The sequence below is a fragment of the Bacillus sp. JJ864 genome (assembly GCF_036963045.1).
In the GTDB taxonomy this organism is placed as follows: Bacteria; Bacillota; Bacilli; order Bacillales; family Bacillaceae_G; genus Bacillus_A; species Bacillus_A pseudomycoides_C.
Genome location: NZ_JBALLY010000020.1, coordinates 21914 through 48561 on the forward strand (window position 1 = coordinate 21914; position 26648 = coordinate 48561).

The 26648-nt window shown below is 39.5% G+C and carries 25 protein-coding genes and 1 pseudogene; 7 read left to right on the top strand and 19 right to left on the bottom strand.

Annotated elements, in window-relative coordinates; all coding sequences use genetic code 11:
• Positions 1–17 precede the first annotated feature (17 nt).
• The 6 genes from spoVAC to clpP all read left to right on the top strand — a co-directional run bounded on the left by spoVAC (position 18) and on the right by clpP (position 4208).
• The gene (gene spoVAC / locus V7024_RS04140; RefSeq protein ID WP_335516055.1) at positions 18–494 is read left to right on the top strand and encodes a stage V sporulation protein AC; all 477 of its coding nucleotides are present in this window, start codon (positions 18–20) and stop codon (positions 492–494) included.
• Entirely contained in the window at positions 495–1505 is a 1011-nt protein-coding gene (spoVAD, locus tag V7024_RS04145) for a stage V sporulation protein AD (protein WP_335516058.1), read from the top strand.
• A gap of 3 nt (positions 1506–1508) precedes the next feature.
• Positions 1509–1859 (top strand): stage V sporulation protein AE, encoded by a 351-nt coding sequence (gene spoVAE / locus V7024_RS04150; RefSeq protein WP_090915955.1) that lies wholly within the window; start codon positions 1509–1511, stop codon positions 1857–1859.
• Positions 1860–1870: 11 nt separating this feature from the next.
• On the top strand, positions 1871–2077 hold the full coding sequence (locus tag V7024_RS04155) for a DUF1657 domain-containing protein (protein WP_335516063.1): 207 nt from the start codon (positions 1871–1873) through the stop codon (positions 2075–2077).
• A 20-nt stretch (positions 2078–2097) separates the two neighbouring features.
• On the top strand, positions 2098–2973 hold the full coding sequence (locus V7024_RS04160) for a DUF421 domain-containing protein (RefSeq protein WP_335516067.1): 876 nt from the start codon (positions 2098–2100) through the stop codon (positions 2971–2973).
• A 653-nt stretch (positions 2974–3626) separates the two neighbouring features.
• Positions 3627–4208, top strand: a complete 582-nt coding sequence (gene clpP, locus V7024_RS04165; RefSeq protein WP_020061713.1) for an ATP-dependent Clp endopeptidase proteolytic subunit ClpP — start codon at positions 3627–3629, stop codon at positions 4206–4208.
• A gap of 271 nt (positions 4209–4479) precedes the next feature.
• On the opposite strand, the gene V7024_RS04170 is transcribed toward clpP, so the two are convergent.
• From V7024_RS04170 to uvrB, 19 genes and pseudogenes are all read right to left on the bottom strand, one after another.
• Positions 4480–4737, bottom strand: a complete 258-nt coding sequence (locus tag V7024_RS04170) for an HPr family phosphocarrier protein (protein ID WP_335516071.1) — start codon at positions 4735–4737, stop codon at positions 4480–4482.
• A gap of 21 nt (positions 4738–4758) precedes the next feature.
• Positions 4759–5709 (bottom strand): DNA-binding protein WhiA, encoded by a 951-nt coding sequence (gene whiA, locus V7024_RS04175; RefSeq protein ID WP_335516075.1) that lies wholly within the window; start codon positions 5707–5709, stop codon positions 4759–4761.
• A gap of 101 nt (positions 5710–5810) precedes the next feature.
• Positions 5811–6764 (bottom strand): gluconeogenesis factor YvcK family protein, encoded by a 954-nt coding sequence (locus V7024_RS04180; protein ID WP_335516078.1) that lies wholly within the window; start codon positions 6762–6764, stop codon positions 5811–5813.
• Between the two features lie 3 nt (positions 6765–6767).
• On the bottom strand, positions 6768–7649 hold the full coding sequence (gene rapZ, locus V7024_RS04185; RefSeq protein ID WP_335516080.1) for an RNase adapter RapZ: 882 nt from the start codon (positions 7647–7649) through the stop codon (positions 6768–6770).
• 18 nt (positions 7650–7667) lie between these two features.
• On the bottom strand, positions 7668–8126 hold the full coding sequence (locus tag V7024_RS04190; RefSeq protein ID WP_028411235.1) for an NUDIX hydrolase: 459 nt from the start codon (positions 8124–8126) through the stop codon (positions 7668–7670).
• A gap of 161 nt (positions 8127–8287) precedes the next feature.
• Positions 8288–8989 carry a LutC/YkgG family protein gene (locus V7024_RS04195; protein WP_335516083.1) on the bottom strand — a complete coding sequence of 234 codons (702 nt, stop codon included), beginning with the start codon at positions 8987–8989 and terminating at the stop codon, positions 8288–8290.
• Positions 8955–10404, bottom strand: a pseudogene (locus tag V7024_RS04200) (LutB/LldF family L-lactate oxidation iron-sulfur protein). Before V7024_RS04200 ends, V7024_RS04195 begins: the two are co-directional and overlap by 35 nt.
• Before the next feature lie 2 nt (positions 10405–10406).
• Positions 10407–11138: a (Fe-S)-binding protein gene (locus V7024_RS04205; protein WP_098918906.1), complete on the bottom strand. Its 732-nt coding sequence runs from the start codon at positions 11136–11138 to the stop codon at positions 10407–10409.
• A 478-nt stretch (positions 11139–11616) separates the two neighbouring features.
• On the bottom strand, positions 11617–12423 hold the full coding sequence (locus tag V7024_RS04210) for a DUF368 domain-containing protein (protein WP_335516089.1): 807 nt from the start codon (positions 12421–12423) through the stop codon (positions 11617–11619).
• A gap of 390 nt (positions 12424–12813) precedes the next feature.
• Positions 12814–13764, bottom strand: coding sequence for a thioredoxin-disulfide reductase (gene trxB / locus V7024_RS04215; protein WP_335516092.1), 951 nt, complete (start codon positions 13762–13764; stop codon positions 12814–12816).
• 84 nt (positions 13765–13848) lie between these two features.
• Positions 13849–15360: a tetratricopeptide repeat protein gene (locus V7024_RS04220; RefSeq protein WP_335516097.1), complete on the bottom strand. Its 1512-nt coding sequence runs from the start codon at positions 15358–15360 to the stop codon at positions 13849–13851.
• Between the two features lie 122 nt (positions 15361–15482).
• On the bottom strand, positions 15483–15995 hold the full coding sequence (locus V7024_RS04225) for an acyltransferase (RefSeq protein WP_335516099.1): 513 nt from the start codon (positions 15993–15995) through the stop codon (positions 15483–15485).
• A 15-nt stretch (positions 15996–16010) separates the two neighbouring features.
• Positions 16011–16658: a pyrophosphatase PpaX gene (gene ppaX / locus V7024_RS04230; RefSeq protein ID WP_335516102.1), complete on the bottom strand. Its 648-nt coding sequence runs from the start codon at positions 16656–16658 to the stop codon at positions 16011–16013.
• A 203-nt stretch (positions 16659–16861) separates the two neighbouring features.
• The gene (gene lgt, locus V7024_RS04235) at positions 16862–17674 is read right to left on the bottom strand and encodes a prolipoprotein diacylglyceryl transferase (RefSeq protein WP_335516106.1); all 813 of its coding nucleotides are present in this window, start codon (positions 17672–17674) and stop codon (positions 16862–16864) included.
• Positions 17675–17720: 46 nt separating this feature from the next.
• Complete coding sequence (gene hprK / locus V7024_RS04240) at positions 17721–18650, bottom strand: HPr(Ser) kinase/phosphatase (RefSeq protein WP_098918901.1); 930 nt, start codon at positions 18648–18650, stop codon at positions 17721–17723.
• A gap of 171 nt (positions 18651–18821) precedes the next feature.
• Positions 18822–19196 (bottom strand): phage holin family protein, encoded by a 375-nt coding sequence (locus tag V7024_RS04245; protein ID WP_098918900.1) that lies wholly within the window; start codon positions 19194–19196, stop codon positions 18822–18824.
• Positions 19197–19529: 333 nt separating this feature from the next.
• Positions 19530–19841, bottom strand: coding sequence for a hypothetical protein (locus V7024_RS04250; protein WP_335516115.1), 312 nt, complete (start codon positions 19839–19841; stop codon positions 19530–19532).
• 74 nt (positions 19842–19915) lie between these two features.
• A complete protein-coding gene (uvrA, locus tag V7024_RS04255) occupies positions 19916–22786 on the bottom strand; it encodes an excinuclease ABC subunit UvrA (protein WP_335516118.1) in 2871 nt (956 codons plus the stop codon).
• A 5-nt stretch (positions 22787–22791) separates the two neighbouring features.
• Positions 22792–24774 carry an excinuclease ABC subunit UvrB gene (gene uvrB / locus V7024_RS04260; protein WP_335516121.1) on the bottom strand — a complete coding sequence of 661 codons (1983 nt, stop codon included), beginning with the start codon at positions 24772–24774 and terminating at the stop codon, positions 22792–22794.
• Positions 24775–25033: 259 nt separating this feature from the next.
• Here uvrB and V7024_RS04265 point away from each other — a divergent pair, with 259 nt between their 5' ends.
• Positions 25034–26443, top strand: a complete 1410-nt coding sequence (locus tag V7024_RS04265; protein WP_335516124.1) for an amino acid permease — start codon at positions 25034–25036, stop codon at positions 26441–26443.
• Positions 26444–26648 lie beyond the last annotated feature (205 nt).

Here is a 26648-nt window from a genome sequence, read left to right on the forward strand (position 1 = left end):
GAAAAGGATGGATTCATATGTCGAGCCAAAATAAAGACTTATCACCAGTGCAACAAGAATATAAAAAATTTGAACAGCAGCGTGAACCAAAGCGTCCTGTTCTCAAAAATTGTATAAAAGCTTTTTTTGTAGGTGGATTCATTTGTTTAATCGGTCAACTGATCTCCACATTTTATATTACTTATTTTGATTTTACGGAACGATCTGCGGGGAATCCAACTGTAGCGACAATGATCTTTATTTCCATGCTCTTAACAGGTTTCGGTGTATACGATCGATTAGCTCAGTTTGGCGGGGCAGGTACAGCCGTTCCTGTTACTGGGTTTGGAAACTCTGTCATAGCAGCTTGTATTGAGCACCGGACGGAAGGTTTTGTTCTTGGAGTGGGCGGGAATATGTTTAAATTAGCCGGATCTGTTATTTTATTTGGTGTATTTTCCGCTTTTGTGATTGCACTGATTCGAACGATTCTAATCCAATGGGGAGGGTTTTAAATGTTACAAGGCCACCGAACATGGGTATTTGAAAACAAACCCGTGATTATATCAACTGGTGTCATTGGCGGACCATTTGAAGCGAACGGCAAAATCCCTGATGATTTCGATACATTGCACGACAATTTATGGTTAGGACAAGACTCCTACGAGAAAGCGCATCGCGTTTTATTCGAAGAAGCCTGCAGCAGGGCCACCGAAAAAGCAAAACTACGGAAAGACGATATTCAATTTATCCTGGCTGGAGATTTAATTAATCAAATTACTCCTTCCAGCTTTGCTTGCCGGACACTCGGTACTCCCTATCTCGGATTATTCGGGGCTTGTTCTACCTCGATGGAGGGACTTGCTTTAGGTGCAAGCATCGTAAATGCAAAAGGAGCAAAATACTTATTAGCAGGAGCATCAAGCCATAATACTGCTGTAGAAAAACAGTTCAGATATCCAACTGAATACGGAGGACAAAAACCCCCTACTGCGCAGTGGACAGTAACAGGAGCTGGTGTTGCCTTATTAAGCGACCAAGGAGATGGCCCTTGCGTAACATCAGCAACAATTGGAAGAGTGATCGATATGGGGCTAACCGATCCTTTTAATATGGGCGGGGCTATGGCTCCTGCTGCTGTCGACACGATAGAAGCGCATTTAAGAGAACGACAAATCGACGTATCCTACTATGACTTAATTGTAACGGGCGATCTCGGACATGTAGGACGCGAAATTGCCTTTGACTTACTACGCAAGCAAGGAACATCTATACGAAGCGAACAATTTCAAGATTGCGGATTACTCATTTACAGAGACGACCAGCCTATTTTAGCAGGAGCAAGTGGTCCAGGCTGCTCAGCAACTGTTGTGTATGGGCATTTATTAAACCGAATGAAAAAAGGAGAGTTTCGCAAAATACTTGTAGTTGCTACCGGGGCCTTACTTTCCCCATTAACTTTCCAGCAACAAGAAACGATTCCTTGTATCGCTCATGCAGTATCCATTGAAGTTGGAGGTGTATAATACATGATCTTTTTTTGGGCTTTTGTAATTGGCGGCCTCATTTGTGTCATTGGACAAATTATGTTCGACGTCTTCAAACTTACCCCCGCTCATACAATGGCGACACTTGTTGTCATTGGTGCCATATTAGATGGATTTAATTTGTATGAACCGTTAATTGATTTTGCCGGAGCAGGTGCAACGGTTCCTATTACAAGCTTCGGGAACGCTCTCGTTCACGGTGCAATGGCAGAAGCGGCTGAACATGGCATTATTGGCGTTATAACAGGAATGTTTAAAGTAACAAGCGCTGGTGTATCCGCCGCAATTATCTTCGGATTTATTGGAGCTTTATTATTTAAACCAAAAGGATAAGAGGTGTTCTCATGACCGTTGTTGCAAGTGTAAAAACATGCCTTGCTAGTTTAAAAGGCGCACAAGCAAGTTTAAGTGCCCTTTCACAAAATGTCACTGACGAAGAAGCAAAGCGCGTTTTTCATGAATGTATGTTAGAGATGGATAGTATCATTGCTGATGTACAAGGGCGAGTTTCAACACTAGAACGAGAAGAACCACAATATAAAGGATTTTAGGAAGACTGGAGGGAATATACATGCCTGACATTCACATACCAGAATGGCCGCTTGTCATTATACGTTCTTTATTTGTCTTAATTGTTTTATTCGCCATTACGAAATGGCTTGGCAAAAGACAAATCTCTCAACTTTCCTTTTTTGAATACATAGCAGGTATGACGATTGGTGATATCGCTGCCGAAGTATCGACAGGGTTGGAACAAAACTTCTTCCACGGTATTTCTAGTATGCTGGTTTTTGCTATCATACCCTTTTTCGCAGGACTAATTTCCTTAAAAAATAAGACGGTACGAGATTTTGTAGAGGGTAAATCCACTATTTTTATAAAAGATGGCAAAGTACTCGAAGATAATTTAAAAAAGGAAAAATATACGAGCGACGAACTACTAGAGCTTCTGCGAAAAAAAGATGTATTCAACATAACCGATGTTGAATTCGCTATATTAGAGCCGAGCGGTGAATTAAACGTATTATTAAAGAAAGACAGACAACCATTAACTGCAAAAGATATCGGATTAAAACTACCAAACGAAAAAGAAACGCACACAGTCATTATGGATGGAAACATAATAGATGAACCTCTTGCAGCAAGCGGTCATAACCGCGCTTGGGTTCGCACTGAACTCGAAAAAATGGGGGTTGCAATCGACAACGTATTCATCGGACAAGTCGACTCCTACGGCCAATTCACTGTCGACATATACAACGATAAAATTCAAATGCCTTCTCCCCAAGATAAACCATTATTACTCGCTTCCTTAAAGAAATGTCATGCTGATCTTGAACTCTTTTCTTTAGAAACGAAATCAAATGCTGCCGCGAACATGTATGTAAACAACGCCAAGAGGCTAGATGAAATTTTAAATAAAGTAACGTATTTACTGAAAGAATAGTACGAAAAAGAACGCTTATATATGAAACGGCGTTCTTTTTTTATGTCTATATAAAGTGAAACTTCCATCAGTGGGGGTTTTCTTCATCCCCCACTGATGGTTATTGAACCAATCGGGCTTTTACGGGCAGTTTTCCCCCACCTATCTCCTTAAGAAAAGCGGAAGCGGCTCGCTCAGAATCGCAGGACGTTGGAGCACCCGACAGAGAGGCGCTTTTTGCCTCGTCCGAGGGGGCGAAACGACCGGAGATTCTAGCCGCTAGGGCTGGACATCGTTTCTCTCTCAACCTTGAGGTGGGGGGTCTTACTGCCCACGAATAGCGGGATAAATCACTGCCATGCAGCGAACAAGGAATCTGCGCTCGCTTTCCCTTTTTGTTTTCACTTCGCACGTGGCAGAAAAGGGCCCTGACCGCTTCTATGCATAGCCAGATGCTCTCGCCCACCTAAAAAAAGAGGGGTTTTCTATAAGTATGTTTAAATTCATACAATTCGGTTATGATGAGGAAGGTACAGAAGAAGGGAATTCCTTATTCATAGCGAATTAACATGATACACCTACATATTTTTTAAAACTGAAGTGGTTTCGTTTGACCTTTATTGACCATAATTGTATTATAAAACTAACAAATGTGTTAAAGGAGGAAGTTACACATGAATTTAATTCCTACAGTTATTGAACAAACAAATCGCGGGGAACGTGCTTACGATATTTACTCTCGTTTATTAAAAGACCGCATCATCATGCTTGGTAGCGCAATTGATGACAACGTAGCAAACTCTATCGTTTCTCAGCTTTTATTCTTAGAATCACAAGACCCAGAAAAAGATATTCATATATATATCAACAGTCCTGGTGGCTCTATTACAGCTGGTATGGCAATTTACGATACAATGCAATTCATTAAACCAAACGTATCTACAATTTGCATCGGTATGGCTGCATCTATGGGTGCTTTCTTACTTGCAGCTGGTGAAAAAGGAAAACGTTTCGCGCTTCCAAACAGTGAAGTAATGATTCACCAACCACTTGGCGGTGCACAAGGACAAGCGACAGAAATCGAAATCGCTGCAAAACGTATCCTATTCTTACGCGACAAACTAAACAAAATTCTTGCTGAGCGTACAGGTCAAGATTTAGAAGTAATTGAGCGCGACACAGAGCGTGACAACTTCATGACAGCAGAAAAAGCATTAGAATACGGCTTAATTGACAAAATCTTCACAAACCGCTAAAAAAAGCGGAAGCGGCTTGCTCAGAATCGCAGGACGTTGGAGTCAAAGGCAGAGAGGTGCTTTTTACCTCGTCCGAGGGGGCGAAACGACCGGAGATTCTAGCCGCTGGAGCTAGATCATAAGAAAAGAGCTATCATTTACGATAGCTCTTTTTCATTTATCGGCGCTTCGACACGATATAAAGATCCTTCGACGACGTTCGACAGGCGAGTAGCCCAGTCACCGAAACGCAACACACAATAAAAAGCTATCGCACATTCGCGATAGCTTTCTATTGTTCTTTTTGCACATAAGCAACAAGTGCTGCTAATGCTTCTGTTTCATCTGATCCTTCTGTCGTAATTGTAACTTCACATCCAGATCCAACGGCTAAACTCATAATCCCCATAATGCTCTTAGCATTGACCGTTTTCCCGTCTTTCTCCATAAAAATATCAGCTTGAAAACGGTTTGCTTCTTGTACAAACAACGCCGCCGGACGTGCTTGTAATCCAGTCTTCAACAGCACCTCTACCCGTTTTTGAACCACTGTTCCATTCCCCTTTGCCTTTTATTTTTTTACAACTGCTTCACCAGCGCGTAATTTCTCCGCAATGTCATCAATTTTACGCAAACGATGATTGATACCCGATTTACTAATGTTTCCCCCAGATACCATTTCCCCTAGTTCTTTCAATGTAACATCTTGATAATTGATACGCAGCTCTGCGATTTCACGTAATTTATCTGGTAAAAAATCAAGTCCAACAGTCTCGTCAATATAACGAATGTTTTCAATTTGTCTTAAAGCTGCACCAATCGTTTTATTTAAGTTTGCTGTTTCACAGTTCACAAGACGATTTACAGAATTACGCATATCACGCACAATTCGAATATCTTCAAACCTTAAAAGAGCGCTATGAGCCCCAATAATATTTAAGAACTCGGTAATCTTTTCCGCTTCCTTTAAATACGTAATGTACCCTTTTCGCCTTTCTAACGTTTTACTGTTTAACGCAAATTCATTCATCAGCTCACATATCGCATCATTATGTTCCTTGTATAATGAGAAAACTTCTAAATGATACGATGATGTTTCTGGATTATTAACGGAACCGCCAGCTAAAAACGCCCCGCGTAAGTACGATCGTTTACAACATTTTTTCTCAATCAATTCTTGTGAAATATTACGAATAAACGAAAAGTCCTCTCGTACAATGTGCAAATCTGATAAAATCTCACGCGCTTTTTCAACTAAACGAACGATGTACACATTATTTTTCTTTAAGCGCATTTTCTTACGCACAAGTAGTTCAACTGTCACGTTATATCCTTTTTTCAATAATGTATAAATTCTTCGAGCAATCGCTGCATTTTCCGTTTGAATGTCAATGATTACACGACGGTTTGAAAAGGAGAGTGAACCGTTCATACGAAGTAATGCTGACAACTCTGCTTTCTCACAGCATTCCTTCATTTCGAGCTTTGTTAGCTCCTTCTTTGTTTCTGATGCAAAGGACAACCGTTTCACCTCCTAACAATAATTACTACCCTAAATGAATTTGTAGCGTTACCTCAAAGAAGTAACGCCTTATACCATGCAAGCTTTTTCAAGCTGATAAGTTATATTAATGAATATAAAATCGAAGCTAGCTTTATCGTATCATGACGCACAACTTGATCATCATACTTTGCTAAACAGCCTTTAATCAACTTAATATTATGTGCGGCAAAACGCTCTTCATCAATTGCAACCTGCTCCGACATTTCTTCTGCATAACGTCCTAATAGTTTAGATGGAATTGGTTCATCGTTCACGATTGCTGTATCGATAAACGCTTCTCCAAGGTGATCATGCAATGCTCTCACATGGTCAAACGCTGTATATCCCATTGTTTCACCAGCTTGGGTCATAACATTACAAACGTATGCTTTCTTCGCTTTTGCCCGAAGTACTGCGTCCCCGATTTTTTTCACCATTAAATTCGGCAAAATACTTGTATACAAACTTCCTGGTCCAAATAGAAGTAAATCAGCTCTTTGAATTTCCATTATTGTTTCATGAAGCGGTTCTACTTCCCCTGGTGTTAGAAAGACACGGTTAATTTTTTTCCCGGAATACGGAATTTTCGATTCCCCGCTTACAATTTGACCATCTTCCAATTCCGCATGCAAAACAACACTTTGATTTGCAGCTGGAAGTACACGCCCTCTCACATTTAACACTTTACTCGTTTCCGTAATGGCATGAAAGAAATCACCTGTAATAGCTGTCATTCCAGCTAACAATAAATTCCCAAGCGCATGTCCTGTTAATCCTTCTCCCGATGTAAAACGATGCTGAAATAACGCCTCTACAAGAGGCTCCACATCTGACAACGCAACAAGCACGTTACGAATGTCTCCAGGAGGTGGGATATCTAACTCATCGCGAAGTCTCCCAGAACTTCCTCCATCATCAGCAACCGTTACAATCGCCGTAATATCGACAGGATACTTTTTTAAACCGCGTAGCAAAACGGATAGACCCGTTCCGCCTCCCATAATAACGATTTTCGGTTTCCTCTCTTTTCCCATCTCTTAATATCCCTTTCTCTTCTCCACATCACGATGAGATACATGAGTTGTATATTCTTGCTTCAAATGTTTCATTAAATATTCTGCAAGTGTAACGGATCGATGTTGCCCTCCTGTACATCCAATCGCAATAACAAGCTGACTTTTTCCTTCGCGCTTATAATGCGGAAGCATAAAGGAAATAAGGTCTGTTAACTTCTCTAAAAACTTGTGCGTTTCGTTAAATTTCAGCACATATGACGATACTTCCTCGTCAAGACCTGTTAATGGCTTCATATGTGGAATATAGTATGGATTTGGTAAAAAACGAACATCAAATACTAAATCAGCATCAATTGGAATACCATATTTAAATCCAAATGACATTACGTTTACACGAAATGCTTGTTCACCCTCAGTTGAAAATAATTGAATGATCTTTTCTCTTAGCTCTTTCGGCTTTAATTCCGACGTATCAAGTACAATATTCGCACGCGCCTTCATATCTGTTAATAACGAACGCTCAGCTTCTATTCCTTTTAACGGAAGACCCGTTAGAGCAAGTGGATGTGAACGCCTTGTTTCTTTATAACGAGTTACAAGTGTACTATCTTTTGCATCCAAGAATAAAATATGCGGAATAATCCATGTGCGTTCTGTTAAATCGTCAAGCGCTCCCCATAAATGATCAAAGAACTCTCGGCCACGTAAATCAATACCGAGCGCTACTTTATTCATTTTCCCTTTCGAGTCTGCCATTAATTCAACAAACTTCGGCAACAACATAGGCGGTAAATTATCCACGCAAAAATATCCTAGATCTTCAAAGCTTTGCAAGGCAACCGTTTTTCCTGCTCCAGACATTCCTGTAATAATAACCATTTTAATATCATTATGCGCGTCCATCATATCCCCCCTCATGGTTTAACTCGGATCTAACCGATACGAAAGTAATTCAAAATCTGGTGTATATACAAATGTACCGTAAATAATACCATTTCCTTTAATTAAATAATCAATAATATGATAATCTCCCGGTGCCATTGGCAACTCATCAATCTTATCAAATGTATGCCAACCTATTATCCCTTCTTCGCTTTGCAGTTTATTTTCTCCTGCAAAATCTGTCGCTAAGAAAGAAAACATCATCCATTCGGAAACAACCTTGTCTCCTTCTTGGATTACGAAAGTAAAGACACCTTTTAATGCTGGATTTTTCAAATAAATACCCGTTTCTTCGCGATATTCGCGAACAACCGATTCTCTTACCGTTTCCCCGCGCTCCATTTTACCCCCTGGAGCAACCCACCAATTTCGACGAGGCTTTTGTAATAGAAGAACTTCATTATCCTTAATTAACACACAGTTTGTCACTCTTTGCAAACTTCCTCACCTCAGCTACTAACGGAGAAATCCCCATTATATACTTCCTTCATTATACTATCAAATACAGTTTGTCACAACGAAGGAACCCCATGTCTAAAGCAAATGAAAAAAGATGACGGAAGAATATTCCCATCATCTTATAGTAAAAAATCTCATAATTATTGATCATCCACAATAATATATGCTGTTCTTATTGGCCCATGCACTCCTACGACAAGATTCATTTCAATATCTGCACTGTTTGACGGACCAGAGATAAAATTCAAACAAGATGGAGGGGCTTCACCCTCAACATTTTGATGATGAATCATCTTTGTAGCTTGTGTTAACCTGGGGACAATCGTGCTTTTCGGGACAATGGCAATATACGATTCTGGAAGAAGACTGACGTGTCTGCCTTTCATTCCATCATTATATAAAACGACGGTTCCTGATTCCGCAAGAGTAATATCACAAAATGTAATTCCAAGATTAGCTGTTTTCGCGAATTCAATACTCTCTTCCTTATGGGCTAAATCCCATTTGTGAAAATGCATTGCCCCTTCATTTGTAAAAGTATTACTAAGATTATATTCATCAAACCGTTCATCATTTGAATAAATAACAGATTTGATATTCCATTCATTCATAAAGGAGTGTAATGTTTCTGCAAGATTAGCCTTGTTTGTTCTCAGGACTTCTGTATGAATCGTTTCACAATGTTCCATCAACTGCAATACAAGCTCATCCTTCGTTAATCCGTCAAAAACGCTCCATTGCGGAGAAACAGACCAGCTCGGTTTTTCTACGGTTTCCGGACGTTTTCTCCCAAGTCTTTCTGATAGCTTAGCTAAAAATGTTTCGCGATTTTGAATGGCCATTATCGATCCTCCCTTGACCGCTTTTCAAACCAATCTCTAAACAGTTGTTTTTTCGGAGCTGGAAAGTCTCTTGCTTCTGTCCAAGCTTTTAACGGTCCTACCCCGCGCTCAATTTTATCTCCTTTTGTAAAAGGCTTTAATGCATACGGAGCTGTCCTCGCCGCTAACGAGAATGACCTCGAACTCTTCACCATTTTTTCAAAGCCCTTCATCGCCATATCCCAAGCTACAGGAGACTTTTTCGCTTCCTCTACAATCTGCCTACGATGCTGAATTAATAATTCATGTAAAGGTATTTTTACCGGACATGCTTCCGTACAAGCGCCGCAAAGGCTAGATGCATAAGGTAAATCCTTGTATTCATCATATCCGCCTAAAAGCGGTGTCAATACAGCACCAATTGGCCCTGGATAGATTGAGCCGTATGCATGCCCTCCGATATGACGATATACTGGACACACATTAATACATGCCGCACAGCGAATACACTGCAAAACACTTTGAAACTCTGTTCCTAAAATATTAGAACGGCCGTTATCAACAATTACTAAATGAAATTCCTCTGGTCCATCTGTCCCCCCAGGTTCCGTTAAACCAGTAATATAACTTGTTAACTTTTGCCCGACAGAACTTCGGCACAGAAGCGTTACTAAAATATCAAGCTCTTCCCATGTTGGGACAATCCGCTCCATTCCCATCACGGTAATTAACGTTTTCGGAATGGTCGTAACTAATCTGGCATTCCCTTCATTCGCTACAATTGAAATAGACCCGGACTCCGCAACAGCAAAATTACATCCCGTCACACCTACATCCGCTGTTAAAAAATCATTACGCAAATAGTTCCGGACAAACCTCGCCATCTTTTCAGGATCAGCTGTTCCGGTATAGCCTATTTTTTCTTTAAACAACTCGCAAATGCTTTCTTTATCTTTATGAAGACACGGAACAACGATATGTGATGGTGGATCATGATCATTAATTTGTAAAATAAATTCCGCTAGGTCCGTTTCTAATACTTCCCCTCCAACTTCTTCAATTGCTTCATTTAGACTGATTTCTTCCGTTACCATCGATTTTGACTTTACAATTTTTTTCGCGTTTTTCTTTTTTATAATCCCTTTTACATATTCCCTTGCATCTTCAGCAGTCTCTGCGAAATACACAGAACCACCATTTTGCTCAATCTTTTCCGTGAGTTGATATAAATAATAATCAAGATTTTCTAATGTATGCTTTCGGATCTCTTCTCCTAGAGAACGCCATTCTTCCCAATTTCCAAGACTCTCAGTCGCTTTTAACTTCTTACTTCTAAGACCATCTTGCGCTTTCTTAACTGCATTTCTCATAAATTGATCTCCGATACCTGTTTCAGCACGTTTATGAAAAGGATCGTTCCCAATTTTCATTCCCATTTTTAGATCCCCTCTCTATCCTCATTTAATACTTGCGCAATATGCTTCACTTCAATTGGATAACCATGACGGGTTAATCGGCCTTTTATATTCATTAAACAGCTACAATCCATCCCGATTAACACTTCCGCACCCGTTTCCATAATATGCTTCACTTTTTCCTCAACCATTTCCTCAGAGATTTCCGCCATCTTCACTGCGAATGTACCGCCGAATCCACAGCAATCATAATTGTGAGACAACGGAACGACTTCCAGCCCTTTTACATGTTTTAATAATGTTTGAGGAGGCTCTTTAATATTCATTAACCGGCTCATATGACAAGATGTATGAACAGTTGCTTTTTTATGAAGCTTTGCTCCTAAATCTTCTTTACCTAACACTTCTACAATGAACTGTGTAAATTCATATGTTTTTTTTGCAAGTTCCGTAGCTTTTTCGCGCCATTCTGTTTCACTTTCAGAAAATAAACTCGAAAACTCGTGAACCATCATAACGCAAGAGCCTGATGGTGCCACAACATATTCTGAACCAGCAAACGCTTCAATCATATGCTTTGCAGCCGTTTTCGTTTCCTTCTGATATCCGCTATTATAAGCAGGCTGACCACAGCAAGTTTGTTTTTTAGGAAAGTCGACTTCACAGCCTAAATCTTCAAGAATCTCAACAACATCTTTTCCTACTTCTGGATAAAAGACATCAGCAAGACAAGTAATAAATACCGACACTTTCATATAGACACCTCCAAATAGGTTCTTCGTCCCCACCTATCTTCTTCTCTTTTTTGTGACAAGGGACTTACTGTTTGCGAATGGCGGAGTAAACTAGAAAAATAAAAGCAATAATTCTTTTCATTTTTTGACATAGAAGTCACTGCTTTTCTCCTAAGTTCTATGTCATTTTTTTACTTATGTATAAGCTCAAATAACTTCTTTAAATCTACCTCTTCTGCATATTATTGGTAAAAAATACAAAAAATATTAATACAAATAATAACTAATCTTTTTCCGACATAGAAGTTGATACTATGCAGAATACACCATGCCCTCCACTCGCTTTCTCCCTTTGTTTTAAGCATCTCATGTGGCAGAAAAAGGCCCTGACCGCCTCTATGCACGGCCAGTTGCTCTCGTCTCCTCCCTTAAAAAGAAAGGATTTAAGCTTTTACAAGCAAACAAAAAAATAAGTGATTGAGGGCTATCCCTCAATCACTTATTTCTTACTAAAATATGATACAATCGCAAATCCTAAAATAAATGTAATAATAGAACTTACAATCGATATACCACCTGTTGGAATACCAGGAAACACAACTGCAATTGATCCAATCACAAGTCCGATAATTGCCGCAAATGTTGCGCTCTTATAATGCGTTAATAAATAGCTAATTCCTTTACTACTCACAACGAATCCTACCATAACCCCCGCACCAATTACCACAATTAATGGAAGATTCAATGTTGTTAAAGCTTGAATCGCTGTCGGATACACGCCAATGATTAATAAAATAAATGATCCGCTAATCCCTGGAAGCAGCATAGCCATACTAGCCATCCAGCCTGCCAAGAATAGCCCCATCGTATTTAAAATTGTTAACGTCGTAATTGGATCTGCCGCTTTATCCGGCTTAAAAAATGCAGTTACCGCTACAAGAGCTGCTGCAACAAACAATATAATAATATGGCCTACTTTAAATTCTTCTTTCGCATTGGCTTCCTTCATTAACATTGGTATAATGCTCAAGATTAAACCAATGAAGAAAAACTGTGTTGGCCCATAATGATTTTCCAGTAAATACTTAATTACATGACTTAACGTCAAAAATGCTGCCGCTACACCAGAAGCAAGCGGAATTAAAAATCCTAAATGTTTCTTCCACTCACGACTAAAGAAGCCGCTAATTGCAGCAAGTAGTTGCTCATAAATCCCAAGTACAACGGCAATCGTACCACCGCTCACACCAGGAATTAAATCGCTAACACCCATACAAAACCCACGATATACATTACGCCATTCCATCTTCTACACATTCCTCATTTCTTTTGAACATTTTTTCACAAATTAAAGTATAACAACAAATACAAAAGAGCACGAACAGAATGACCTAATATATATGACATCTCTATAACAATTCAGGCTTTGAAATCCTATATAAATTGCTGTACGCTATCGCGTTGGGGCGCTACTCGTGTGTCGAATATGGTCGAAGGGTCTTTATATCGTGTCGAACCGCCGATATATTGTGCCAAACCGTCGATATATTGAAAAAGTCGCCGATAAGTTGCACCGAACCGTCGATATATTGAAAAAGTCGCCGATAAGTTGCACCAAACCGTCGATATATCGAAAAAGTCGCCGATAAACGAAAAAGAAGCTACCTCAGTAAAGGCAACTTCTCTTCTCGGGTTATTATTTTTCTACTTTTAATTCTTCTAATAGGCATTCCACGTAATGCTGTGCACTTTGCGCTGCAATACTTCCATCACCTGTTGCTGTTACAATTTGACGAAGCATTTTTTCACGAATGTCACCAGCTGCGAAAATACCAGGAACTTTTGTTTCCATACGTTCATTTGTTTCAATATAACCATTTTCATTTGTAATACCTAACTCTACAAATGGTTTAGAAAGTGGTAACATACCAACATAAATAAATACGCCTTCTGCTTTAAACTCTTGTTCTTCACCACTATTTACATCTACAAGTGTTACGCTGCCTACTTTTCCGTTTGCTTCATTAATTTCTTTTACAGTGTGGTTCCAAATAAAATCAACTTTTTCATTTTGGAAAGCACGGTCCTGTAAAATCTTTTGTGCACGCAATTGGTCACGGCGATGAACAATCGTTACTTTCGTTGCAAAGCGTGTTAAATACACACCCTCTTCAACAGCTGAGTCACCGCCACCGATAACAACAAGCTCTTTCCCTTTAAAGAATGCACCGTCACATACTGCGCAGTATGATACGCCGCGTCCGCCAAGTTCTTTCTCGCCTGGTACACCAATTTTCTTATATTCCGCACCGCTCGCTACAATAATGGCACGTGCTTTATATTCTTTCTTTCCAGCGATTACTGTTTTATATTCTTTTCCATCAATAACTTGTTTTACATCACCATATGCATATTCTGCACCGAATTTCTTCGCATGTTCAAACATTTTATTTGATAAGTCTGGTCCTAAAATATGATCATAACCTGGATAGTTTTCTACTTCTTCTGTATTTGCCATTTGTCCGCCCGGAATGCCGCGCTCTAGCATTAACGTACTTAAATTTGATCGAGATGTATACACAGCTGCGGTCATTCCTGCTGGGCCAGCTCCGATAATAATTACATCATAAATTTTTTCTTCTGCCATATTTTTCATCTCCTTTTCTTATCGCTCTTGTAATACCCTCATTATACTGTCGGCAATGTTTTTTTCCCAATGATTTGCTTGCTCTTATGCGTGCACACATCTAACTGCTTGCACATACTTTCGTACAGTTGCTACCGATACATTATATATATTCCCGAGCTCTGCCTGCGTCAATTTATCGTGACATTCGCCTCTTACAATATATTCAACTGCCGCTGACCAGCCATATACATTTGTAAACGCCGTTCCGCTCGTGTATAAGCGTATAAATGTACAAAACCAAAGATGTAAACACTCTTCAATCAGCTCATCATCTTTTTTAGTATAGTTGTATAAAGCATCTGCAATGTGAACACATTGTTCAAACGGCTGAAGCCCTTGCGGAATACTTTTATGACTATTAATTAAAAAGAAATAGTGCGCGAGTTGTGATACGATCGGAACACGCTTAGGAGATTGCATTACATCAAAGAAAAAGCCGATTTTGTCTGGTGTTGTCAACTCATTCATTAAATATAAAGCCAGCATTTGTTCTTCTAACGTTTCACTTTGCTGAAATGATTGTTGCAGTTCTCGAAATAAAATATTTTGGCCTTCATCTGCTAAATTAATAGCATTCCAAGGCTCCTTTCCTTTTTTATCAGGATGTAACTCCACGACGTGCGTCCACATTTTCTCTGCTGTTTGTTCATCGTTTACCATGTAAGCAGAATATGCAAACCAATAATAAAAACTAACATCACCTTCGTAACCTTGACGCTTTAAAACTTTTAACCATTTATATGCGCTTTCGAAACGACCAATTGTCGCAAATGTTGTCCCTAGCTTCACACGATGTTCAAATGACATCGGATACACTGTCTCCAATTGCTCTGCTAACTTTTCTACTTGCTTATATTCCCCAATAGAATATAGAAAAATAAGCGTATTACATAAGGCATGAATATTCCCTGGATTCTTCTCTAAAATGAGCTCTGTCATTTTCAATGCTTGATCAACATTGCCAAGCTGAAAATGAGCAATTGCTAAATTATTATGTGCCGACCAAAATTCCGGATATTCCGTTATAACGCCTTCAAGCGTAGCAATTGCTTCTTCTAATTGACCGTTCCGAATATAATGATTTGCTTGCTCTTGCATCACAATTAATCCATCTTCATCTTCAAGTTCCGGTGCATCCATTTCTTCTTCTTCAATAATCTCTAAAAGTTCCATCGTTTCTTCAATAAATTCTTTGTCCGTCGCAACTTCTAAATACCGCTCTGCATACTTTTTTGCTTGTTGGAATAGACCAAGATACGCATAATTATTTGCCATAAAATAATAGCATTCTTCTATTTGTTCACCCGTACGAACAATTTGTAAAAAAATTTGATTCGACTCGTGATAATCTCCCACTTCTGATAATGCCGATGCTAATTGACATAAAATAAACGGCTCTTTCTGACTTTGTGCCGCTCTTTTAAAATATTTAATTGCATCGTCTAAATGATGGTTGCGATAAGCCTTCATTCCTTTATCATAAAAGAAATCGGCTAATTGATTAAAAGAAATAACTTGTCCGTTATCTTTATGAATTTCTTGATTTTTCCCCATAGATCCTCCATTAGTTCATTCTTCTATCTATAAGTATAAACGATTCTTCTAAAAACAAAACAGTATATTATACGCAAATATTTCCTTTTCATTCCCGAAAAGAAAAGGAAAATGTTACATTTCTAACATTTCCCTTTTCTCGCTGCCATTTCCTCTTTCGTATAAATAACACGCATCGGATTTCCACCAACGAAAGCACCGCTCGGTACATCACGATGAACAAGTGTACCCGCTGAAACAATCGCTCCATCTCCAATGACAATCCCCGGTAAAATAGTCGAATTTGCTCCAATCATTACTTCGTCTCCAATGATAATTTCACCAAGGCGATATTCTGTAATTAAATATTCATGAGCTAATAATGTTGTATTATAACCAATAATCGAATTACGCCCAACCGTAATTTTCTCTGGAAACATAATATCTGGCATAACCATAAGGGCAAAAGAAGTTTGCTCTCCAATTTTCATTCGCAAAAATGTGCAATATAACCAGTTTTTCATCCGTAAAAACGGAGTATAACGCGCAATTTGAATGACAATGAAGTTTTTCATCACTTTCCAAAATGAAACGGTCTTATATACGTTCCATAATGAATTTGCTCCTGACACAGGATAGCGTGTTGTCCGTCGCACCATTCTCTCTCCTTGTCAGCCTAGTTCATGAGGCAAGATCGTTAACAAGTCACTCATTTTTTCTAACATATAATCCGGTTTATAAGACTCTAAGTATTCGCGTCCTTTAATTGTCCATGCAACAGCTGCTGTCTTCACGTCAGCATTTTGTCCGCCGACAATATCGTGATGATTGTCTCCTACCATTAACGCTTCTTCCGGCTTTGCCTCTAATAATTGCAACGCTCTTTGAATCGGCTCTGGATGCGGCTTCACATGCTCTACATCATCAATTGTCACCACAACATCAAAAAACTGTTTTAATTTCGATAACTTTAATCCCATTTCGACAGTTTGGCGCGCCTTCGTTGTTACAATCCCAACCTTATAACCTTTCTTTCGAAGCTCCTGGACAGTTTCATACACTGTTTCATACTCTTCTACTAACTCATCATGATGTTCATGATTAAAGTTACGGTAACATTGAATGAGTTCTTCAACTCGGTTTTCATCAATTTTACTGAATGTATCATGCAATGATGGACCAATAAACGGCAGTACATCTTCACGCTTATACTGATTTGGATAGTACTTTTCTAAAGTATATAAAAATGAAGAGATAATAAGTTCGTTTGTATTAATCAACGTTCCATCCAAATCAAATAACACTGTATTGATGTTCATCTTTTCCACGCCCTTAGTTGTTGTATGATAAAGTGAAACTTCCATTCGAAGTTGCTTTTTCCTTCGAATGGTTAGCCCGCCCAATCGGGCTCTTACAAGCAGTTCCTCTTCTTCGCTTACTGCTTGCTAGAGCGGGATATGAAAAGAAGCAGCGCCGCATGTATGACGCTACTTTTTTCTCATTCACCACTGAAATTCTATCATTATTTTTCTGAATACCGTTTATCCGCATACCCCATTTTGCGTCTCACAACAACAAAAATGATAGAGACAAGAATTAAGACAATGGATACGACTTGTGCAATGCGAAGCGGACCAAGCATTAAACTATCTGTACGCAATCCTTCTACAAAGAAACGACCGATAGAGTACCAAGTTAAATATGTAAAAAATAGTTCTCCGCGGCGTAAATTTGCTTTCCGAAGAAATAGAAGTAAAATAACCCCAACAAAATTCCATAGTGATTCATATAAAAATGTTGGATGGTAATATACACCATCAATATACATTTGATTCACAATAAACTGCGGTAAATGTAAACTTTCAAGAAATTGACGCGTTACCTCACCGCCATGAGCTTCTTGGTTCATAAAGTTGCCCCAGCGGCCAATCGCTTGTCCAAGTAAAATACTTGGCGCTGCAATATCTGCTAGCTTCCAAAAAGATAGACCGCGTACTTTTGCAAATACAATTCCGGTAAGAACCGCACCAATTAATCCGCCATGAATCGCTAAACCGCCTTGACGAATGTTAATAATTTGACTCGGGTTTTGGGAATAATAGTCCCATTCGAAAATAACATAGTATGCACGTGCACAAATGATTGCAATCGGCACTGCAATTAGGACCAAATCAATAAACGTATCTTTCGGAATACCGAGACGCTCTCCTTCGCGGGTTGCAAGCCATAATCCAAGCAACACAGCCGTACCAATAATGACACCATACCAATAAATTGGAAACGGCCCAAGCTGAATTGCCACGCGATCAAGCTGCGGTACAGACCCTAACAGCATATTCTCCACTCCCTTTCTATTCCACTAATGGAAGCTTCACTTATATTTAATTTTGATCTCCTAGTTCAATCGCGCTCATAAGACGCTCTGAAAATTGTTGCGCTGCATTGACGCCCATACGTTTTAAACGGAAGTTCATCGCTGCTACTTCAATAATGACAGCTAAGTTTCGACCTGGTCGTACTGGTAGGGTAATCTTTGTAATATCTGTATCAATAATTTTCATTTTTTCTTCATCTAAGCCAAGGCGATCATAGTTCTTCTTTTGATCCCAAATCTCAAGATTAATCACAAGTGAAATACGTTTATGATTACGCACTGCACCTGCACCAAATAACGTCATAACGTTAATAATGCCAAGTCCACGAATTTCAAGTAAATGCTCAATTAACTCCGGTGAACTTCCAACTAGTGTATCGTCATCTTCTTGGCGAATTTCTACACTATCATCAGCAACAAGACGATGTCCGCGCTTCACAAGCTCAAGTGCTGTTTCACTTTTCCCGACACCACTTTGTCCTGTAATCATTACACCGACGCCATAAATATCAACTAATACACCGTGAATGGCTGTTGTTGGCGCCAATTTACTTTCTAAATAGTTCGTCAAACGGCTTGATAAACGTGTCGTTTTTAACGGTGAACATAATATCGGCACGCCGGTCTGACGAGATGCTTGCATTAAGTCCTCTGGTACATCCTGACCGCGCGTTACGATAATGCACGGTGTTTCTTCTGTACAAAGCGCTTGCATGCGCATTTTCTTTTGTTCAACTGTTAACGTATCAAAAAAAGTAAGCTCGGTTTTCCCAAGAAGCTGCACACGATCAGCCGGATAATATGTAAAAAATCCCGCCATTTCAATTCCAGGGCGTGATAAATCACTTGTATCAATGGGACGATGAATTCCTTCCTCACCACTTACTAATTCTAACTGAAAATGTTCAATTAAATCTTTCGTACGAACTTTTGGCATATATAAACCTCCACGTTGCGGAATGTATCTAGGCAGTGTACTACCACTCTACCCGCTATTGTACCATTTTTTACTTAAAACAAGAAATACGGTTTCTTTTGAAAAAGAAAAAAACATTCCACGCTTTGCGCAAAATGTTTTACGTTTTGTCGGATACTTTCTGCCGTCCGATTAGTCTTTCTCATATAACGGTTCAATGATCACTTTCTCAATTAACATATTTAAAATTGAAATAAAGATCGCTGCCATAATTGCTGCGCCAAATCCGGATAAATTAAACGCATCACCAAGTATCGAATCTGTAATTTCTAGCGTAATTGCATTAATAACGATTAAAAAGAATCCAAATGTTAACACAGTAATTGGCAGCGTAATTAAAATTAATAACGGTTTAACAAACACATTTAAAAGAGACAAAATAATGCTTGCAATCACTGCTGTTTGTATATTCGCTATTTCAAACGCACCTGGTGCAAATATTTTGAGAAGACCTGATACAACAATTAGCACAATACTGTTTACAATAAGTGATAAAATCAATCTCATGTTCTTTACACTTCCTTTTCACTAGGGACAATGAATACTCAAACTACATATATAAATGCAAATTGAAAAAACGACATAAAAACTCCCTTTTTTATAGGGGAGGGCGAGAGCGTCTGGCCGCGCATAGGAGCGGTCAGGGCCTTTTCCTGCCACATACCAAGTTTGAAACAAAAGGAGCAGGCCAGTAGCCGGCATGATGTATTCTGCATAGCAGCGATTTGTGTGTTAAAAAATCAAAGTGGATTTATATATACTAACAATAATACGTTAACTCTTCCCAAAATACCAAGAACAAATGAAACTGCATATAAGATTCTTCTTACAGACAATCCTTTACTCATTCGCAAGCAACTGTACACCTTTCACAATATTCCAGATAAAAATAACAAGGTTCACAAATCCAAATAACAACAGTGCAATAAGCACCATCACACCAATTTGTTCTGGTGTGTTCATCACAAATCCAAGTAGAAAAACGAGAAATAAACAAAAGAACGGTAATAAATGCGAAATGAGTGCTTTCTTTGCATGAGATTTCACTTCTTCATGAGGAACAACAAAGTACACAATGATTGGAAATAATAACGGAGCCACAAAAATACTAAAATAACAACAAGAGGCTAACACCTTTTCGATAGAATCCACATCCTCATCTCCTTTGGATGCATATAGCAGAAAACATGTAACAGAAAAGCATCGCCTCTCTGTTACATGTTCCTTTACTGTGTTAATTCTACTTCCTTCACTTTTTCTTTCATACGTGCTGTATCACGTTCTAAAACACCTTTTAAATACTTACCTGTGTAAGAACGTTCTTCTTTCACAACTTGCTCCGGCGTACCTGTCGTAACAATTTGTCCGCCCTTATCTCCGCCTTCAGGACCAAGGTCAATCAAATAATCCGCCGTTTTAATGACATCTAAGTTATGTTCAATAACAAGTACCGTTTCACCATTATCAACAAGACGCTGCAGCACTTTTAATAGACGAGCAATATCATGTGCATGAAGCCCCGTTGTCGGTTCATCTAAAATGTACAACGTGCGGCCTGTTGAACGGCGGTGCAGCTCAGATGCTAACTTCACGCGCTGCGCTTCTCCGCCCGATAACGTCGTTGCCGGCTGACCGAGCTTCATATAACCAAGCCCTACATCCACAAGCGTTTGGAGCTTACGTTTAATTTTCGGGATATTCGCAAAGAACTCTACCCCATCTTCAATTGTCATCTCTAACACGTCAGAAATATTTTTATCTTTATATTTTACTTCCAATGTTTCACGATTATAACGTTTTCCATGACAAACTTCACACGGAACATACACATCTGGTAAGAAGTGCATTTCAATTTTAATAATCCCATCACCGCGGCACGCCTCGCAGCGGCCACCTTTCACGTTAAAGCTAAAACGTCCTTTTTGATAACCGCGGACCTTTGCTTCATTCGTCTGTGCAAACACATCACGAATATCATCAAACACACCTGTATATGTCGCTGGGTTAGAACGCGGCGTACGCCCAATTGGTGATTGATCAATATCAATTACCTTGTCTAAATGCTCAAGGCCCTTAATTTCCTTATGCATACCAGGCTTACTCTTCGATTTATATAGTTTTTGAGCCACTGCTTTATATAGCACTTCATTAATTAATGTACTTTTCCCTGAACCAGATACACCCGTTACAGCAACAAATGTGCCAAGCGGGAATGACATCTTCGCATTTTTTAAGTTATTTTCCTTCGCCCCAATAACCTCAATCTTACGCCCATCACCTTTGCGGCGCTCCAGCGGAACTGGAATAAACTTTTTACCGGATAAGTATTGTCCTGTTAACGAATTGTCATCCTGCATTACTTCTTGCGGCGTCCCAGCTGAAACGACTTGCCCACCGTGAATACCTGCACCAGGACCAATGTCTAATAAATAATCCGCAGCCATCATTGTATCTTCATCATGCTCAACTACAATAAGCGTGTTTCCTAAATCACGCATATTTTTCAGTGTTTGAATTAAGCGATCGTTATCACGCTGATGTAAACCGATAGAAGGTTCATCAAGAATATATAATACGCCCGTTAAGCTCGAGCCGATTTGCGTCGCTAAGCGAATACGCTGCGCTTCTCCGCCCGATAATGTTCCAGCTGCACGGCTAAGCGTTAAATAATCAAGTCCCACGTTAATTAAGAAGCTAAGACGCTCTTTAATTTCACGCAAAATAAGTTTCGCAATACTTTGTTGCTTTTCCGTTAATTCGATATTTGTAAAGAACTCGTGCGCGTCTTGCACAGAAAACTGCGCGACTTCAGCAATCGTTTTTCCACCTACAAAAATAGCTAAGGTTTCTGGCTTCAAACGAGCGCCTTTACATTTCGGACAAGCTTGCTGCGCCATATATTTTTCCATTTGCTCACGAATATAATCAGAGCTCGTTTCTCGGTAACGACGCTCAATGTTCGGAATGACACCTTCAAAAACAATCTCGCCTTCCTTCACTTGACCAAAGTCATTCACATAACGGAAATACACTTTTTCATCTCCGCTTCCGTATAACACCTTTTCAAACAAATGCTTCGGAATATCTTTTACCGGTGCATCCATATCAATGCCATAATGGTTACAAACAGACTTTAGCAACTGCGGATAATATTGCGAACTTGACGGTTCCCAAGGTGCAATTGCATGATCGTTTAATGATAAATCCCAGTTTGGAATGACTAAATCAAGATCTACTTCTAACTTTGAACCAAGACCATCACAAGACGGACAAGCACCGAACGGACTGTTGAAAGAAAACATGCGCGGCTCAAGTTCACCAATAGAAAATCCGCAATATGGACAAGCGTGATGCTCACTAAACAGCAACTCTTCTTCTCCAATCACATCAATTAAAACGCGGCCTTCACCAAGCTTCAAAGCCGTTTCTAAGGAATCGGCAAGGCGACCGGCAATTCCTTCTTTCACTACAATACGGTCAATCACAACTTCAATGGAATGTTTTTTATTTTTATCTAGCGTAATTTCTTCCGATACATCAAGCATTTCTCCATCAACGCGAACGCGGACATACCCTTGCTTTTTAATATCTTCTAATAATTTCACATGCGCACCTTTACGACCTGATACAATCGGCGCGAGCACTTGTAGCTTCGTACGTTCTGGATATTCTAAAATACGATCTACCATTTGCTCAACTGTTTGCGATGTAATTTCAATGCCATGATTTGGACAAATCGGCGTTCCGACACGCGCAAATAATAAACGTAAATAATCGTAAATCTCCGTCACCGTTCCAACTGTTGAACGCGGATTGCGGCTCGTCGTTTTTTGGTCAATTGAAATGGCCGGTGATAACCCTTCAATTGCATCGACATCCGGTTTATCCATTTGCCCTAAAAATTGCCGCGCATACGCCGATAGCGATTCTACGTACCGGCGCTGTCCTTCTGCATAAATCGTATCAAACGCTAACGACGATTTCCCTGAACCAGATAGCCCTGTTACAACAACAAGCTGATTTCTCGGAATGGTGACATCTATATTTTTTAAGTTGTGGGCTCTCGCACCTTTTACAACGATAAAATCTTTACCCATTGTCTTCACCCTTCTGCTTTTAATTCTAATAATAGATCACGAAGCTCAGCTGCCCGCTCAAAATCAAGCGCTTTTGCAGCTTCCTTCATTTCGGCTTCCATTTTTGCAATTACATTTTCTCGTTCTTTTTTCGTCATTTTCTTAGACGATAGCGGCGCTGCTTCATACGTTTCAGTATCTTCAGCAGCCATCGTTGCACGAATCACGTCGCGCACCTCTTTTTGAATTGTTTTTGGTACAATTCCGTGCTTTTCATTATGTGCTTCTTGAATTTGACGACGACGCTTCGTTTCTTCAATTGCGATTCCCATCGATTTTGTAATTCGGTCAGCATACATTACAACATGACCGTTTGCATTACGAGCTGCGCGGCCAATCGTCTGAATAAGCGAGCGCTCCGAACGAAGAAATCCTTCTTTATCCGCATCTAAAATAGCTACGAGCGACACTTCTGGAATATCGAGTCCTTCTCGAAGTAAGTTAATACCGACAAGCACATCGAACTTGCCAAGACGAAGATCGCGAATAATTTCAATCCGCTCTAACGTTTTAATTTCAGAATGAAGATAGTTTACTTTAATCCCAACATCTTTTAAATAATCTGTTAAATCCTCTGACATTTTCTTCGTTAATGTCGTAATTAATACACGCTCATTTTTCGCGATCCGCTCTTGGATCTCTCCTAGTAAATCATCAATTTGCCCTTCAATTGGCCTTACATCAATTTCCGGATCTAATAGCCCTGTTGGACGAATAATTTGTTCTGCCACTTCCGGTGAATGTTCAAGTTCATATAGACCCGGCGTCGCTGATACATACACAACTTGATTCGTTTTCTCTTCAAACTCTTCAAACATAAGCGGTCTGTTATCGAGCGCTGATGGCAGGCGGAATCCATGATCAACAAGCACTTGCTTACGTGCCTGATCTCCGTTATACATCGCTCTTACTTGCGGCACTGATACATGCGACTCATCCATTACGATAAGAAAATCTTTCGGAAAATAATCTATTAATGTATATGGTGTTGAACCAGCAGGGCGGAGCGTCAAATGACGGGAGTAGTTCTCAATTCCAGAACAAAAGCCCATCTCACGCATCATTTCTAAATCGTAACGTGTCCGCTGCTCTATCCGCTGCGCTTCTAACAATTTACCGTTATCATTTAATTCTTTTAAGCGTTCTTCTAATTCTTTTTCAATATTTTCAATGGCAACTTTCATTTTTTCTTCGCGTGTAACGAAGTGAGATGCCGGAAAGATTGCCACATGCTCACGTTCTGCTAATACTTCACCTGTTAATGCATTTACTTCCCTGATGCGATCAATTTCATCGCCGAAAAATTCAATTCGGATACAGTGCTCATCAAGAGATGCTGGGAAGATTTCAACTACATCACCGCGCACGCGAAACGTCCCGCGCTGGAAGTCAATATCATTACGGCCATACTGCACATCAACAAGTTCACGAAGCAATTGATTGCGATCTTTCTCCATACCAACGCGTAAAGAGACAACAAGCTCACTATATTCTTCTGGGGAACCTAAACCGTAAATACAAGACACACTGGCTACAATAATGACATCATCTCTTTCAAATAAAGCCGACGTCGCTGAGTGACGCAATTTATCAATCTCATCATTAATTTTTGCGTCTTTTTCAATAAATGTATCGGTTTGTGGTACATATGCTTCCGGTTGATAATAGTCGTAGTAACTAACAAAATATTCAACTGCATTGTTCGGAAAGAAATCTTTGAGCTCACTGTATAGCTGTCCTGCTAACGTTTTATTATGAGCCATTACAAGTGTTGGCTTCTTCACTTCTTTAATGACATTTGATATCGTAAATGTCTTACCCGTCCCTGTCGCTCCAAGCAACACTTGATGTTTCTTACCATTTTTAATCCCAGCTACAAGCTGCTCTATCGCTCTTGGCTGATCACCTTGCGGGGAATACTCTGAGACAATTTCAAATTGATGTTCCAAATAAATCCGCCCTCCTCGTAAAAAATCTGTATTTTCATTTTAACACGAACGCTCATAAAAAAACCAAAAAAACGAACAAGCATTCGATAAATAATTCGACATGGAATTCTTCATTTTTTGTATAGGTAGAATTTTCTAAAAAATTTGTATTTACAACACCCACTTTTCATATTACAATACGTTTAAAGATTCGACATTATACGACAATTCGAACTTAAAGTTCAGAATATTTTAACAACTAGAGGGTGAGGGAGCTTATATGAATCTATTCCGAAAAAAATCGATTTCGGCACTGCTAGCACAATCACAGCAGAAAGGCACTTCTTTAAAAAAGGAGCTAGGCGCATTTGATTTAACAATGTTAGGAGTCGGCGCTATTATTGGAACAGGTATTTTCGTTCTTACTGGCGTTGCAGCAGCAAAACATGCAGGACCAGCACTTATTTTATCGTTTATTTTATCCGGTTTAGCCTGTGTATTTGCGGCATTATGTTATTCCGAATTCGCTTCAACTGTACCGGTATCAGGTAGCGCGTACACTTACAGCTATGCAACATTTGGAGAAATCATTGCTTGGATTTTAGGTTGGGACTTAATTCTAGAATACGGCCTGGCATCCTCAGCCGTTGCATCTGGTTGGTCAGGATATTTCCAAGGATTATTATCTGGATTTGGTATTAAACTGCCGCACGCTTTAACAAGCGCTTATAATCCTGCGGCTGGCACATACGTAGACATACCAGCAATTTGTATTATTTTCATCATGACATTTTTATTAACAAGAGGCGCAAAAAAATCAGCTCGCTTCAATGCCATTATGGTAGCTATCAAAGTATTTGTTGTTCTTCTATTCATCGGCGTTGGTGCTTTCTATGTAAAACCTGAGAACTGGACGCCATTCATGCCTTTTGGCTTCTCTGGCGTAACTACCGGAGCAGCAACTGTATTCTTTGCTTATATCGGATTTGACGCTGTATCAACAGCTGCTGAAGAAGTAAAAAATCCACAGCGTAATATGCCAATTGGTATTATTGCTTCCTTAGCAATCTGCACAATCTTATATATCGTTGTTTCATTAGTATTAACAGGAATCGTTCCCTACAATCAATTAGACGTAAAGAATCCTGTTGCATTTGCTTTGCAATATATTCATCAAGATTGGGTTGCTGGACTTATCTCTTTAGGAGCAATTGCTGGGATTACAACAGTATTACTCGTTATGCTATATGGACAAACTCGTTTATTTTATGCAATGAGCCGTGATGGCTTACTGCCAAAAGCATTTTCTCGCGTAAACCAAAAAACGCAAACACCTGTTATGAACAGCTGGATTACAGCAGCTATGGTTGCTTTCTTTTCTGGATTCGTTCCATTAGACAAGCTAGCAGAATTAACAAACATCGGTACATTATTCGCATTCATCGTTGTATCAATCGGCGTTATCATCTTACGTAAAAAACAACCAGACCTGCCGCGTGCTTTTAAAGTGCCATTCGTACCATTGGTTCCGATCTTAGCGGTTCTATTCTGCGGATACTTAACATTACAGCTTCCCGCAACAACATGGATCGGCTTTGTCGTTTGGTTAATTATCGGATTAGTTGTATATTTCAGCTACGGTTATAAAAATAGTACGCTGCATAACAAACAAAAAGAAGATGTTGCATAAAGTGAAACTTCCTTCTGGGAGCGTTTTTTCCCAGAAGGTTAGTTGAACCAATCGGGCCCTTACAGACGGTTTGCCTCTCTTCCTTGCCTAACTTCTTACCGGATGTTTGGGCGGGATAAAGTGAAACTTCTATTCGGAGTTAGTTGAGTCAATCGCGCTCTAACAAGCAGGTCCTCTTCTTGTTGGAGCACGGTAACTAAAAAAG